The sequence below is a fragment of the Bombella pluederhausensis genome (genome assembly GCF_026385525.1).
Lineage (GTDB): Bacteria > Pseudomonadota > Alphaproteobacteria > Acetobacterales > Acetobacteraceae > Bombella > Bombella pluederhausensis.
This window is the reverse complement of record NZ_JANIDY010000003.1, coordinates 172,274-187,593: the sequence shown is the minus strand read 5'-3', so window position 1 is coordinate 187,593 and position 15,320 is coordinate 172,274. Positions and strand designations below refer to the sequence as shown.

11 protein-coding genes are annotated in these 15,320 nt (G+C 53.9%); 3 read left to right on the top strand and 8 right to left on the bottom strand.

Annotation, left to right across the window (positions count from 1 at the left end; all coding sequences use genetic code 11):
* Window positions 1-28: 28 nt before the first annotated feature.
* The gene (locus NQF86_RS07275) at window positions 29-2,206 is read right to left on the bottom strand and encodes a protein-disulfide reductase DsbD family protein (RefSeq protein WP_266116967.1); all 2,178 of its coding nucleotides are present in this window, start codon (window positions 2,204-2,206) and stop codon (window positions 29-31) included.
* A gap of 147 nt (window positions 2,207-2,353) precedes the next feature.
* Between NQF86_RS07275 and NQF86_RS07270 the strand changes: the two genes are divergently transcribed.
* A complete protein-coding gene (locus tag NQF86_RS07270; protein WP_266116966.1) occupies window positions 2,354-2,929 on the top strand; it encodes an RDD family protein in 576 nt (191 codons plus the stop codon).
* A 4-nt stretch (window positions 2,930-2,933) separates the two neighbouring features.
* Here NQF86_RS07270 and mdoH read toward each other — a convergent pair whose 3' ends face one another.
* The 5 genes from mdoH to NQF86_RS07245 all read right to left on the bottom strand — a co-directional run bounded on the left by mdoH (window position 2,934) and on the right by NQF86_RS07245 (window position 9,782).
* Complete coding sequence (gene mdoH / locus NQF86_RS07265; RefSeq protein ID WP_266116965.1) at window positions 2,934-5,225, bottom strand: glucans biosynthesis glucosyltransferase MdoH; 2,292 nt, start codon at window positions 5,223-5,225, stop codon at window positions 2,934-2,936.
* On the bottom strand, window positions 5,222-6,448 hold the full coding sequence (locus tag NQF86_RS07260) for a polysaccharide biosynthesis/export family protein (RefSeq protein ID WP_266116964.1): 1,227 nt from the start codon (window positions 6,446-6,448) through the stop codon (window positions 5,222-5,224). Before NQF86_RS07260 ends, mdoH begins: the two co-directional genes overlap by 4 nt.
* The gene (locus tag NQF86_RS07255; RefSeq protein ID WP_266116963.1) at window positions 6,391-7,398 is read right to left on the bottom strand and encodes a hypothetical protein; all 1,008 of its coding nucleotides are present in this window, start codon (window positions 7,396-7,398) and stop codon (window positions 6,391-6,393) included. Before NQF86_RS07255 ends, NQF86_RS07260 begins: the two co-directional genes overlap by 58 nt.
* A gap of 216 nt (window positions 7,399-7,614) precedes the next feature.
* Window positions 7,615-8,979: a YncE family protein gene (locus tag NQF86_RS07250; RefSeq protein WP_266116962.1), complete on the bottom strand. Its 1,365-nt coding sequence runs from the start codon at window positions 8,977-8,979 to the stop codon at window positions 7,615-7,617.
* Window positions 8,976-9,782 carry a creatininase family protein gene (locus tag NQF86_RS07245; protein ID WP_407652888.1) on the bottom strand — a complete coding sequence of 269 codons (807 nt, stop codon included), beginning with the start codon at window positions 9,780-9,782 and terminating at the stop codon, window positions 8,976-8,978. Before NQF86_RS07245 ends, NQF86_RS07250 begins: the two co-directional genes overlap by 4 nt.
* Window positions 9,783-9,987: 205 nt before the next feature.
* Here NQF86_RS07245 and NQF86_RS07240 point away from each other — a divergent pair, with 205 nt between their 5' ends.
* Window positions 9,988-10,545: a DUF2721 domain-containing protein gene (locus NQF86_RS07240; protein ID WP_266116960.1), complete on the top strand. Its 558-nt coding sequence runs from the start codon at window positions 9,988-9,990 to the stop codon at window positions 10,543-10,545.
* Here NQF86_RS07240 and pstS read toward each other — a convergent pair.
* Window positions 10,496-11,554 carry a phosphate ABC transporter substrate-binding protein PstS gene (pstS, locus tag NQF86_RS07235; protein ID WP_266116959.1) on the bottom strand — a complete coding sequence of 353 codons (1,059 nt, stop codon included), beginning with the start codon at window positions 11,552-11,554 and terminating at the stop codon, window positions 10,496-10,498. The two genes, NQF86_RS07240 and pstS, sit on opposite strands and share 50 nt — an antisense overlap.
* A gap of 206 nt (window positions 11,555-11,760) precedes the next feature.
* Here pstS and NQF86_RS07230 point away from each other — a divergent pair, with 206 nt between their 5' ends.
* Window positions 11,761-13,491 carry a hypothetical protein gene (locus NQF86_RS07230; protein WP_266116958.1) on the top strand — a complete coding sequence of 577 codons (1,731 nt, stop codon included), beginning with the start codon at window positions 11,761-11,763 and terminating at the stop codon, window positions 13,489-13,491.
* A 10-nt stretch (window positions 13,492-13,501) separates the two neighbouring features.
* Here the strand turns inward: NQF86_RS07230 and NQF86_RS07225 are convergent, their stop codons facing one another.
* Entirely contained in the window at window positions 13,502-15,268 is a 1,767-nt protein-coding gene (locus NQF86_RS07225) for a DUF262 domain-containing protein (RefSeq protein WP_266116957.1), read from the bottom strand.
* Between the last annotated feature and the right edge of the window lie 52 nt (window positions 15,269-15,320).

Here is a 15,320-nt window from a genome sequence, read left to right as displayed (position 1 = left end):
TAAAAGGAAGGAGAGCATCACGCGAATTTTATGGCGCTTTCCCCGAACGAGCAGATGACAGAACCCCCATGACCAGACCGGGCGTCAGTATCTGTGGCAGTACCTGCGCCTCTCCCCCTCCCGGCGGATAGTACAGATAGAGCGGCACACCATCACGCCCATGAGCCCGAAGGAACGCCGTGATCCGTTCATCCCGGCGGGTCCAGTCCCCCCGCAAAATGGTCACGCCATGATCCCGGAAGGCCTTTTTCACTGATGGAATATCCAGCGCAACATGCTCATTGACCATGCAGGTCACGCACCATGAGGCCGTCATATCCACAAAAACAGGCTTCCTTTCTGCCCTCAATGCCGCCAGACGTTCATCCGAGAACGGTTCTACGGCAGGGGCCTGCTGCCCAGCCTCTGCCAAAGAAGGGGATGATGGAAGCGGATTTTCCTCGCCTGCTGTCACGCTCCGACCCAACCCCACCAGACAGGCCAGAACACACAACCCTGCCAACACCCGGCAGGTCAGGACAATTCTGGAAGCTCCCCCCACCATAGCCCGCTGTTGTGCCAGACCATACAGCCAGCCTGCCACCCCCAATAAGACGGCCCCTCCGGCCATGAGCAGTACGGCATCACCACCCCGTTGCAGCACAGCCACCCAGAGTAGCCACACACAACTGGCCAATAACGGAAAGGCCAATAACTGCTTCAGCCATTCCATCCACGCGCCGGGCCGAGGAAGACGCCGGGCCAGCCCCGGCACAGCCGCCAGAATGACATAAGGTGCCGCCAGCCCCGCCCCCATAGCAAGAAAAACCAGCAGCCCGGCCCAGACAGGCCCGCCCAGCGCCGCCGCAATGGCAACCCCCATAAAAGGCGCCGTGCACGGCGTTGCCACGATCACAGCAAGCAGACCAGCCATCAAATCACTGGCTGGGCCATGACCCGCCACAGCCTGCCCGGCACGCCCGGTCAGACGCCCGCCCGTGATCTGGAACACACCCAGAAGATTCAGCGCCATGACAAAAAGCAGCCAGCCAACCCCGACCACAAAGGCAGATGACTGAAACTGGAACCCCCAGCCCACAGCGGCCCCGCCATAGCGCAACCCCATCATCACAGCCCCAAGGGCCGCAAAGCAGCCCATGACACCCGCACTATAGAAGGCCGCACTCCGCATACGGGTCCGCCAGCCAGCCCCCCCCATCTGAGCAAAGGACAGCAGTTTCATAGCCAACACAGGAAAAACACAAGGCATGAGATTGAGGATGACGCCCCCCAGAAATGCCGAGAGCAGGCTGCTCCACAACCCTGCGGCTGATGAGCTTGTGCCTGCCGGACGGACCTCACCAGCCGCTATGGGCGAGGCCACCAGATGCAGCGCCGACTGATTGCCAGCCCCATCCACCAATACAGCCACGCCCGCCAGCTCCTTCTGCCAGAAGGGCGGATGTGCGTAAGGGTCCGGTTTCAACTGGAGGCTCAGATGCCCGACACTTACAGCCAGAGCCTGCGGCACATTCTGGGCAATCACGCCCCCTTCCTGCGGAAGAAACCATGCCTGCCGGACCGTATCTGGTGACAACCCGGTGCCGTGCAGTTCCAGCCGTCCATCAGACCCGATCTGCGCCGCAAAGGGAGAAGGCTGGGGCATAGCGGCATCTGCCCTGCGGAACAGGGCGGCTTCCGCACTATCCTCTCCCGAAGACGTGCCGGAGGCCGTGGGAATTGTCAGGGAGAACGTACCTTTTTCCGGCACACAGACATCCGCACAAACTAGCCAGTCTGCCTTGGCCGTAACCTGCACATCCCCCGTGCCCTGCCCGTGTACAGCGACCCGCACCGGCAGCAGCACATCACCCTGATAGGCATAGGCCATCAGCCCACCTTCAGAGACACGCTCCGGCACGGGCCAGTCTATCGTCTCGCCTTCACCCATGCGGACACCGCCGACTGTGATGTGGACGTGCGGGGCCTCGCCAGCATCACCGGGATTCTGCCAGTAAGTATGCCAGCCCGGCTGAAGCTGAAGACGCAGCCCTAGCCTCAGGGTGGTTTCGCTCTCTCCAACAGAATCCACGGCACTGACAAGGGTGGCTCTGGTATGGCTGGTCACGACTGGCGCACTCTCCGCCGCCTGAGCAGCAGGCAGTCCCACTACACCGCCAAGCATGAGCAGGGCAGCCCCCACCATCATTCCACTATGCCGCATCATCCAGTATCTCCCCCGCCACAGCTCTCAGCAGCCTGCCCCATAACACTGGCGCCTGCCCCTCTTAAAGCCATAATCCTTTTCTAGCGTCCCCGGGACAACCCGATTACTGTTTTCGTCCTACAGGCACCTTCAAGGCACTTTTACAAAATGAATGATCTTCCACCGCCCCCAGACAAGCAGGCAACCATCTGGGCCCGTCTGGTAGCCCGCCTCGTTGATCTTAACCTTTACAATACCCTGCTTACCTTTCCCATCGACAGGGGAATGAAGGCTCTGGCGGCTTTCCTGCACATTCCCTACACCCCAACGGACATGACCACGCTGGGCATCATTGAAGGACTAACCACGGACCTCCTGCTCGTGTTCCCTCTTTCCATGCTGCTGGACAGCCTCATCTGCGCCCGGTTTGGCAATACTCTCGGAAAATATCTGCTCGGCATCCGACCCGCTACAGCAAATGGCGACCGACTTAATCTCTCCACCTGCCTACGGCGTAATTACCTGATCTATGTAGGGTGCTTTACAGGCGGCATCTTCATCCTGGCGCCACTGGCCGAAATCTTCCACTATATCCGCTTCAGAAATACAGGAACGACCTTCTGGGATGAAGAAGAAGGAACAGTCGTACTTTCCCCCAAAGGAAGCGGCATACGGACGGTCATCATGTTCATTCTGTGGCTTCTCATCCCGGACCCGATACCGTTAGCCCTCCTGCCCCACTGACAGGTCAGACATTATAGCCCTGCGCCGCCAGATATTGCTTCACCAGAGCTACGAAACAGGCACGCTCCTTCAGAGCGATCATCAGGCTGCGCTGGTCCAGCACCTCGCCTGCCCTGATCCGTGGCAGCAGCCGTGCCGCTATGGCCTTGCGATGACGGCTATGCCGATAATGACACACATAAAACCGGGGATTTTCCAGAGAATATCTGATGATCTCCGCACCTGCTGTCGAAAAGCTCTCTCTCATCATGGCGAGATGACGTTTCACACTTTTGATGATTGCCGGTTCTGACACTTCTTCCGGAATGAGAAACCATCGGCACCGATTGGCCAGTGTTGAAATCTGACTTGTCAGAAACGCCATCACAGGGGCCAGCAACAGACTAACAATCACAGGGATGAACCAGACCAACAGGGCATTACCCGGCAACAGGCCATAAGGCAGCTGTTCCATAAAACTCGCCGAATAATCAGGCTGCGCCTCCATAACCTGCTTCAACATTCCTCCTGCCAAGACGCCAATGGCTGAACACCACCAATAATCCTTAAGACATTCCCGAAATGTCAGAGGCACATCATGCCGTTGCTGGGCCTGCCATGTGACGGATGAACGCCACAAGCACGCCAGCAGAAACCGGATGATGAAACACATGATGACCGGATTGCAGAACAGCGTGAACATCATCTCTAACATGGCGCTGAAAAGCAGCTTGCAGCGTCCCCCATAGGTGGGGGCATTTTTACGCCTCATGGCAACGGACAGAGCGATCAGCCTTGGCGAAAAAACGAAAATCATGGCTAGGGCAAACAACCCCAGAGACATCATTTGAAACAGCTCCGGCCCATCACTCTCCCCCTGCCCAATGACCATATGAGTTGCCGTATAGACCGAGGCGATCATAAACATGGCGCCAAGCGGGGCCATGGCATAGGCTAGAGCGCCCATCAGCAGGGTCTCTCTGTGCAGGCCCTGAAGACCATCCGTAAAAAGCAGCCGGATATTCTGAAGATTACCCTGCAACCATCTATTTTCCCGCCTCAGAAACCCCGACATAGTGGCCGGTATTTCCTCATAACTGCCCTTGATATCCGCCAGAAACCACACTTCATAGCCCGCCCTGCCCATCATGGCGGCCTCGGCAATGTCGTGGGAAAGCGGTTTCCCGCCCCATGGCCGCCCTCCGGGCAATTCTGGCAGGATACAATGCTGGATGAAGGCGTCCGTCCGAATGATGGCATTATGCCCGATATAGCTGGCATGCCCCATAGCAAGCGCCCCCAGACCATGGGAGAGTACGGAACCATGAAGGTGACTGCTGAACTGTAGAAGACGCCCGAAGAAAGATCGTCTCAGCACAGGCAGGGGATTTGTCTGGATGATGCCGATCTGGGAATTACCCGCCATCATACGCAGACACTGATGAATGGATGTTCCGGACACGATGGAATCAGCATCCATCATATAGATATAGGTATAGTCCCGCCCCCAACGGCGCAGAAAATCCACGATATTACCGAGCTTGGCATTAGCGTTATGGGCTCTATGCCGGTAATGAATGACCATATCGGGGTAGGTCTGCTTAAGATGATAAATGGCCGCCTGTTCTGTCAGGACATGATAAGCATCCGTACTGTCCGAGAGTAGAAACACTTCATAATGATGCTTCTTTTCAGGCAGGTCCCTTTCAAAACTCTCAATCAGAGACGCTATGCCAGCTCCGACCCTGTGCATGTCCTCGTGATGGACGGGATACAGTATGGCGCATCTGTCCGTTTCGGGAGGGTCTTGAGCCTCATGAACAGGATGATATGGGTTACCTTCCGGCCCCCTAAGAGTTAGCCAATAGCCGACACTCATTTTTGTAAAAGAATAAACCGCCAGAAACGTAAACAGCAGATACAGCGCCATATAGACATCCTGTATCACGTCCCGCCCATCAAAACCCACAAAGAGGCTTTTCCGAGCTCCTATGAACATGAGTACCGTTACCGCCAGAGACAGCATCAGCATCCGCCGGCGCCGTCTGGCCAACAGCCTCAGCCATCCCGGTTCCGGACGGTGATCCCTGTTGAGGGGGTTCTCCTGAAAACGGCGCCTGATGCTCTGTTTCCACCCCATACCAAGATCAAGCGAACCAATAGGCAGGCGCCTGAAGCGAGGTGTTGAAACACCCTCTCCATTTCGATCAAGAAACAGATTTAACGTCTCGAAGGATGTAATATCTGTCGGTTCTGCACCCAGAATCTGCCTATAAGGCGCAAAATCAAACAGCTTGCCCCGTTCACTGCCTGTCATCGGGCAATGGACGCCAGAACACCCGCCTGAAGGATCAGGGAAAACACCTTGGAGTAAGGCACCCATGGCGATTCAGCGACATAAACAATATCATCCCGTTTCAGAAGGAACTTCTGCGCTACGAACAAACCATAAGCCCGATCAAACGGCACTTTCATGAGATGCGGTATGTCCCGCTCGTACCGCAGCACGAACACGGCCCGGCTGGAGGCTGCATCACCTTTCAACCCTCCGGACATGGCTAAGACTTCTGCCAGAGAGGGAGATGACCCAAACGCATACAGCCCCGGCCGGGACACGCCACCACCCAGAACAGGAACCGAGATGGATGCCTCCTTCTTCACGATCACCCTGTCCCGTGGTGCCAGAGACATATCAATGGTCAGGGCATCCTCAAGCGGCACGGTACCAACCACCCTACCGCCCCTAACAATACTTACGGAAAGTCTGTAGCGGGCTGTATGCAGCCCATCATCCCCTCCGGGTCTGGCACTGGAGATTGATCCGTCACTCATGGCCACGGCCAGAACATGCGCCAATGTCATGCCACCGGGGAGCCATGCTATCTCCCGTGGGCGAGTCACCTGCCCTACGACAAGAATGGAATCCGCTACACGGCTGCCACCAGAACTATCTGACCGCACGATGACAGAAGGTGTATTGAAAAGCCCTCTGGCTGCATAAAGGCGGGACAGGCGCCGCTGTATCCGGGCATATGTCAGACCCGCAACATGAACGGAATTAACATAAGGCAGAGCGACCGTCCCATCCCTCAGCACACGAAAGGAACCCAGCTTCACGAAAGCCGGTGCAGTACCGGCTGCTTCCCCCGCTGCAGGAAAAGACAGAATGGAAACCGTGATATTATCCCCAGCATGGGCGACAGGATTCCCATCATGCCTTCCTATGTTAATGGCATGAACAGCCGCCCTGATACGTTCTTTTTCCTCACGCCGGTCCTGCTCTGCCATCCTGATGGCATCTTCCATGCTCACATCCTGCGTGACCAGACTGGAGAAAAGCGCCTTCCTGTCCCGCAGCTGCTCCTTGCGTGTCATGCTCCCGATACCCGGCCCGGCTTCCGGCAGGCCACACCCTGTCACTTCCAGCATAGACAGAACCGCTGCTGCCAGAAGATACCCGCGCAGGAAACCGGCCCCTCTCATCAGACAGCCGCCATGAACAGAAGCAGCCCCACCGCCAGAACCGTCAGGACACTCCACCAGAATCCCGGCCTGAAAGGTGTTTCCTCCACAACGGGGCCACTCACTGTCTTCAGGAAATAATGTGACATGATCGCACGGGCTCCCACGCTTTCATATGAAGCCATTTCGGTATCCAGCAGGCCCGATAATGTTCTGACCTCATGGATCAGACGATCATTTTCCAGAATGATATTCCGTTTCTCTACCGTATCATTACTGAAGCGTGTCTTCCCTGCTTCATAAACACGCACTTCTCTATCCATAGCACGAGCATCACGCTCCACCGTATCCTTCAGGACAGAATATTTCCCTTCCAAAACGATCTGATCAGCTGCTATCTGGAACCACGCCTTCTGAGAAGACGCATAAAAGCCACTTCCATCATAAATACCAGAAGACAGCATATTGGCTGCAATGGTCTTCTCATCATCCGTAATGGCCTTGGTCAATCTCTGCATGGTGGCCTGATGTTCCTGAAGCAGAAGCCTATCAGGTTCCTGATTCAACAGGGCCAGTTTCAAACGGGCATCATCAAGTATTTTTCTGGTAATTTCATAAGAAAGCTTCCTGTTAGCTGCTTTGACGCTAAACTTTACAAGTCCTTCTTTACGGGAAATATCCGTATCAACAATATAAAGAGTGTAATAATCGTACAGGGCGCGCCTGCTCCGTGAAAAGAAAGATAGGACCCCGCCAAAACTCTGTATGATATCCGGGAAGAAGCTGTACTGTCTGGCAAGATTCACCCGTGCATCAACAGACATGAACTCCTCATAGGACGTCACGAAAGCCCGGAATAGATAATTCCCTTCATTTCTGCCGCTGGTGCCCATTAGGGATGACGCATCACCCCCGCCCGTGACGGGCTTTTCTACCACGAGAAACGTCTGCGTCTCATAAAGGACAGGTGACAGGACAGCATAATAACCCAGTACGAGAGAAAGCGGTGCCAGCAAAAAAAAAGGCAAAGCACTTCCTCACGTGGTGGTCACGAAAAGTCTTGATCATGCGAACCATCAGGAAATATGACGAGAAACCAGCCACCAAGAAAGAAGCGACCTGTGTATCTGTTAACGATTTTCTAACAGAATAGAAACAGCTTTCTGCCCAGCCTTATAAAAAAGGGGAGCAAACGCTCCCCTTTTCTTCAACAATTCCTATCATAACCTACTGGAAAAACACGCTTAACGCATGATCCCCGTATGACCGATGCTGTACCGGCCCGGCTGCGGCCAAACCGTCAGGCCATGCGGTTCTGCTCCAACAGGAATCTGCTTCATGGCGCCTGTCTGTGTATCAATGGCATACACGACATCATCAAATCGCCCGGAGAGCCACAGCGTCTTACCATCAGCACTGACATTGCCCATATCCGGGCTGCCACCGCCGGGGATCGGCCATGTCTTCAGCACCTTATCCGTAGCGACATCCACAACCGAGACACTCCCCTTGCTGTGCCGTGGCCCATGCACCATGTGAGACCCACGATTAGCTACATAGAGCAGCTTGGCATCACGGCTCGGATACAGCCCATGCGTACCCAGCCCCGTGGGGATGAAGCCCGTCTCCTTAAAGCTGTCACCATCAATGATGAACACGCCATCAGCATGCATGTCGGCCACATAAAACTTATGCCCATCCGGCGCAGCCAGCACATCCTGCGGCATTCCTCCCTTGGAGAGCTTCAGCATCCCCAGAAGCTGCCGGTTGACTGTATCCACCTTGGCAAGATACCGCCCAAACTCGCAGGTGAAGATCGCATAGCGCCCATCCACCGAGAACGCCGCATGATTGATCCCTTCGCAGAGCGGCGCCTCAACAGAGCCTTTCAGCTCCATGGTATGCGGGTCACGAAAATCCAGACGGCGATGAGCTTCCGCTACCACGATGGCATTCTGACCATCCGGCGTAAAATACATGTTGTACGGGTCATCCACAGGGATGGCCTTACCGGGCTTGCCTGTCACCGGGTCAATCGGTGTCAGAGACCCATCCGTATGGCCTTCACTGTTATTCGTCACCCACAGGGTCCGCAGGTCCCATGCGGGCACAACATGCTGAGGAGACCGCCCAACAGGAAACGTATCCACAACCTTGTAGGTTTTCGGATCAATCACGGAAACGCTGTTACCACGCAGGTTTGGCACATAAACCCGCTCCAGATCATGTGCCACAACAGGAGACAACTTCTCCGGGCCACTCGCCTCGCTATAGATATTATGAACATCCAGAACAGGCGGCATACCGGGAATGGTGTGCACGACAGGTGCCTGCTCCGCCACAGTAGCAGAAGGAGCTGAAGGCGCAGCAGCTGCCGGAGCCGGCGCTGGCACTGACGCAGGGACTTGTGTCGGCGCTGGTGCGGGTGTTGACGCCGGTGCAGGCGCCGTCTTTGCGGCAGCCGCTGGATCACCATCCGGGAAGGGCTTGGGTGAATCCGCAGCGATGGGCTCATCCTGCGGGTCTGGATGGTTGGCTACCTGCTGAGCCTGTGCTGCTCCCGCAGCCAGCAGGGCTCCCATTGCCAGAAAAGAAACTTTAAGCCTCATGGGTGTCTCCTGTTAAAAGACGAAATGGCCTCAACGGCAGCCTGCACCTGCATGGCTGTGCCGACCCGGCCAAGTTCAGCCGTTGCCTGCCGCGGGTCGCCACCATAGACACCATCGGCAGAATCTGGTTTCTCAGCCTGCCTCAGAAGCCCCTCCCGCACAAGGGACGGATCCACAGCCAGCATGAGGGATGTATCGCTTATGTCGGCATGTTTCCCCAAAGCCACACCATGCCCCTGCTGGCGTAAATAATCTGCATATTTCCCGGCTATGACATCATAATAGGCCCCAACAAAAAGGACCTCTGCCGTCCCCCCTTTAGCCCACCGTTTGTTCAGCTTGGCCGCCAGACTGGCCAGCTGGGTCTGATACCCACCATGATCACCCAGAAACACGATGGTGGTGAAACCCTGCGCCCGCAGACTCTCCGCTGCCCCCTCCATCAACCCCGCAAAGACGGCAGGCGGAATGGATAATGTTCCCGCAAAACGCATATGCCCTGTCCGAGGATGGGTTGAACCTTCCGGCACATAGGCAATGACAGGCGCCACAAAGGCATTCCCCAGCCTGCGGGCAATCTCATCTGCCAGAACATAAGCACGGACATTATGCTTGCCCACCGCCATATAGGGTCCGCTCTGCTCCGTACCCCCAACGGGCAGAAGAACCGTCCTAACCCCTTTCTTCAGAGCTGCCTCAATCTCCGTCCAACTCTGGCAGGCCAGCTCCACCTGACGGGTCGCAGGCGAGCAGACAGAAGGATGTTCACCTCCATCCTCTGCCTGCGCCTGTACTGACACCATACTACCCGCCATGCAGAGCAGCAGAGCCATAGCCCGGCACCCTGCCCACCTCGCCATGGTCTTCACAGTCCTGTTGCTCATCCGGCTTCCCTTGTGCATTATCGCCCCATCCTGTGGTACCCCCTGTTTTCAGGACAGGGGCCCCATGGCCTCAGCAGGCCATGTTCAGCATAATGCCCCCGCGCATAACATATCCAGACCCATCATGACCGTGCCCCTTCTGAGCAACCTGCCTTTTCTGACGCAACAGATGAACAATATTGACGACGCTGCCCACATCATCCAGATGGCTCTGACGCCTGTCTTCATGCTCTCCGGTATCGGCACGCTGATCAATATCTTCAACACAAGGCTGGCCCGTGTCTCGGACCATCTGGACAACGTCAACCGCCTGCTTGCATCCCCACCGGATGGGAAAGACCCGCAATATAGCTACGATACGCCGCAAAGGCTGAAGACCCGCCAGAAGCGCCTGACCCGCCGCATTGTCGTGCTGGACCTTGCCATCATCCTCAACGGGCTCGGCGGAGCCATGACCTGCGGCGCTGCCATCGCCCTGTTTGTTGGCTCCCTCGGAGATGCCACCACATCACTCTGGCTGCTGGCCCTGTTCGGCAGTGCACTGGGCTGCACCGTGGCAGCCCTGCTCGCCTTTCTGGCTGATACGCTCCTAAGCTGGCACGGGCTGCGGCATGAAGGGCAGGTCTCCCTCCTTACTGCCCTGCTGCGCTCGAAGGCCAACTCGACAAAACAGCATCACTGACAGGCTTCGGCAGGCCCACATAGCCCAGCTTGGCATTGATCTTCGTCCCATGGGCAAAGCCCCAGCTAAAGAAGCGCTTCACACCCTGACCTTCCGCACTGCCCACCAGATCTTCCGGGACAAGCACATAGGTGGCGGACACGATGGGCCAGCTTTCTTCACCCGGCTGGTCCAGCAGATTGACAGAAAAATGATCCTCCGCTTTCCACTCCGCAGAGGAGGCCGCCGCCACAAATCCCTTTAAGGAGGGGGAAACAAAGCGCCCGTCATGATTTTTCAGCTTCACGATGCCCAGATGGTTCTGAGCCGCATAGGCATATTCCACATAGCCGATGCTGCCTTCAGTCTGGCGAACCAGAGCCGCAATGCCATCATTGCCACGGGCACCAGCGCCTCCAGCCCATTCCACAAGGGTCCCGGCCCCGATCTTCTCACGCCATTCCGGTGATGTCTGGGAGAGATATGAAGTGAAAACGTAGCTCGTCCCGGCCCCATCAGCCCGATGCACGGCCACGACCCCCATATCCGGCAGGGTAAGACCAGGATTCAGAGCTGTGATACGAGGATCATCCCAGTCCGTAATACGGCCATCATACAGCGCCGCCACTGTCGGGCCATCCAGCTTCAACTTGCCAGCGGGAACACCGGGCAGGTTGACCACCAGCACCACACCACTCATGACAGTCGGGAACTGATAAAGATGCGCCTCTGCCAAACGGCTGGCACTCATAGGCTTGTCGGATGCCCCGAAATCGACCGTCCGTTCCATGACCTGATCCTGCCCGGCACTGGAACCAACCGTCTGATAATTAACCAGCACGCCCGTCTTCTTGCCTGCCGGGATGCTCCAGCTCTGATACACAGGGGCAGCGAAGCTGGACCCGGCGCCGGTCACTTCCACCTCCTCAGCCTGAGCAGCCCCCACAAATGCTGACGAAACAGACAGCACCATCATGAAAGCTCTCCTGCAATTTTCCCAGCGGAAAAGAGGCTTGTTTCTCGGACGCATAAATCCCTCGGCACACGACAATGATCACCTATCTGCCGTTATAGCTGCACAGCCGATACAGACAATAAAAATATAAGCCAAACTCAAGAAAAGACTTTTTAAACAGAAAAAAATTAGTAAATAAACAGAATTACGGATACGAAAGAGAGGAAAACTTCGTGAATCTCGGCCTTAAACGTAATACAAAGTCTCTTTATTACAGTTTTATGACAGTAACATTACTGTCATATAGTGCATCATCCTTTCTTTCATCCGCCCATGCAGCCGGGTCCAGTGACGCCATCGCTCTGATGGAAAAGCAGATACACGCCATGCAGGCACAGCTGAATGTGATGAAACAGAAGCAAGCCGCCGAGAATCGGCGCATAAGGGCTGAGCTTGCCCGCCAACGGGAGCTCATTGAGGCTGATCCTTACACACCCCGCGCCCGACTTCTGGGCCAGACCAAAGCAGGCAGCTACGGCGGAAGCGCTCGACCATACAGCAAAAATGACGATGTATTCGGCCTTGCAGACAATCCCATCCTGACCCCATCCCGCACAGCCAGCACACCTTACGGCGAACTGACAGCCATCCCCCCTGCCCATCCGGACCTTTACAGCCCCCTGCGCCGGGGACAGCTACAGGTAGGTGGTATCCGCCTGACACTGGGAGGGTATCTGGAAGCCGCTGGAGTCTGGCGGTCCCGCAACAGTGCGGCAGACATTGCCAGCGCCTATAATGGCATCCCGTGGCATAACCAGCCCGCCTCTCATATGAGCGAGTTCCACCAGACTGAACGACAAAGCCGCCTCGCTCTGCTGGCAGAAGGCATGCTGACCAGAAAGCTGGAAGCTGATGCCTATGTGGAAACGGACTTTCAGGGGTCGGGTTCATCTTCCAACTCCCGACAGTCCAATTCTTACGTTCTGCGTGCCCGTGTCGTTTATGGTGAGCTGAAAGACCGGGAAGATGGCTGGTATGTACTCGGCGGGCAAAGCTGGTCCCTCATCACGCTTTTCAACAAAGGGATGCTAGCCCGTGACGAACAGACCCCTCTGGTGATTGAGGCCCAGTATGTCCCCGGCTTCAACTGGACACGAAACTCCCAATTCCGTGTCGTCAAAACCTTCGGCAAAGAGGAACGCTACGCTGCCGGTCTCTCTATCGAGAACCCCAGCGCTGTCCCGGCAGGTGTATCCCCCTGCTCCAACGCTGCCAACCATTGCACCACGACAGACCGCCTGACGGGCACGAACGTCAACAACCCTTCCACCTACTACACAACTGACCCAGCACCGGACCTGATCGCCAAAATCGCCGCTGATCCCGGTTGGGGGCATTACGAACTCACTGGCGTCATGCGCTTCTTTCGGGACCGCACCAGCACATTGGGAGAAGGCACCAACCATACCCGCATCGCTGGCGGCGGCGGGGGCGGTATGGTCCTGCCTCTCATCGACAAGAAACTATATTTTCAGGCCTCTGGCCTTGTTGGCACAGGGTTAGGACGATACGGCACCACAAACATGCCAGATTACACCTATGGGCGTAATGGTGCCGTCACGCCCCTGCCAGAAGCAAACCTGCTTGTCGGCCTCTATGGCAATCCCCTCAAAAATCTGAAGCTCTACTCCTACGCAGGGGCAGAAACCGTCCTCAGCCGCCGCTCCTTTGATGAAGACGGCGCCCATTACGGCTATGGCAACCGTGGTTTCGACATGCGAGGCTGCTTTACCGAACTCGCCACCAACTGCGCTGCCTCTGGCAATATCCGCACGGTAGCGCAGGCCACTGGGGGTTTCTGGTACACAGCGGCCAAAGGCGATTACGGTACGCTACTGGTAGGGGGACAATATTCTCACACCCATGTACAGGCTTTCTCCGGCCTTGGAGGCAAGCCCAAAAGCGATGCCGACATGATCCTGATGTCCCTCCGCTACCAGCCGTTTAATTGAGGGAATAGAATTATTCTTCCGTAGCTGGTACGTCCCACACAATACAGGCCAACCTAGCCAACCATCTAGCACGCTGATGAATGGACTCTTTATTCCATTCATCAAACGTGCCTATCTGAGAAACAGCTTGGTCAATCACTGTATTCCCTATATCTGGCCTTTCAAAAATGATCTGCGTCAGAAGATAACGTGACTTAGGATAAATAAACTTTTTCTGAGAAAAGGGCTTATTACCCAAAGACATATTGATAGACTTCTCAACAAGCGCAAGATTGCCAACAGACCAAACCAACCTAGGGTCATCTGCACCGACACCAAACTCTTTGAAAACTTCACTATCTGGCTGTCTCGGCAAAATATGCTCTAAATGAACATCCCTAGAATTGCAGTACATAGAAAGGGGCATATCACCACCATATGCTTTTCTATCTACAAATTGCGTCAACTTACCAAGTAGATACTCAATTTGATATTTAGGAAGTGATCTATTATCTATCTCCCTGAACATAACAAAAAATTTTGAAGCATGTTTCTTTTTTTGAACCTTGAAAGTATCATCTGCAAAAATTTTATAGTCTTCCATCGTCTTCACTCTTGAAAGACCTAGAGACCATTCAGAAAATATTTTCTCAAATGTACGAATTTCTTCTTTGACGAGAAGACAGACAAACAAAAACGATTCAATATCCCTACATAAAGCGGAGAAAATTTCAGGATGAAGTCTACGCCCAGCAAGAAGAAGGACAAGATGCTGTTTAGCAGAATTGCGCTTTTTATATAATAAAGATATATTCTCCAAAAATGGATTTGAATTCCCGTAACTGTCTTTTCCATTTACAAAATTAATATATGCTTCCAGTGCTTCTTTCATTTTCTCAACAAAAGCAACTGGATTATCTTTAAGTCCAATTCTCTTATCATTTTTCACAAGCCAATCATACAACTCATCTTTAGCAAGCCTAGGAACACCCCATGTAGAAAATATGAAATACCTTAAAAAGCGCAGGGGTCTTTCATCAATTTTATAAAGTTCATCAACAATAAACTTCCAATATTTCTTAAGACTATCAAACTGATACGTCTTAGCATTCATGAAAAGAAGATTTTTTAAAAGATCCATAGCATTCAATCCAATACCACGATCATTTATTGTTTCAAATATCTTAAGCGCGCGCCCAAAATTATGCGTTGATATTCTAATAAGTTTCACATTCCTCGTCACATATCCGAAAAATTTTCTAATATCGTCTACAGAATCCCCAAAAGAATCATCTAAAAACTCTCTTACAGTATTATAAGCACCATAAATATTCTTTATGGACACAGTCCCGTCTTTTGTGAGATTTTTCCCATCTATCAATTGAGAAAATATCTCCCCTGCATCCTCATACTGAAGTTCAAGATGAGGTCTGTAACAGTCCCTGCCATACTGGTCTGTATCAACATCAACAATACTTTTTTTAATACCCTCAAGACCATCAGCACCAAGCCCGGAAAGACTATCCCTGATTGCACAGAACAAAATGAAAATAGTCGTGAATCTCTGCTGACCGTCAATCAGGTCATAAGCACCATCCCTTGTTTGACTCGGACAAACAACCAATGACCCAATAAAATATTCAGAGCTTTCTTCATGAATTTGCTCAGACCTTATATCATCAAGAAGATGGAGTACTTGAGACTTCTTCCAGACATATTCACGCTGATAGCTTGGGACAATATAAAATTTCTGAAATAGCTCTCCAACACTTATATTGTTTACTTCAATATCCGCCATGTCTATCTAACCCTTCTGAAAAACAATCATGTACAAAACATAAAAACCAAAG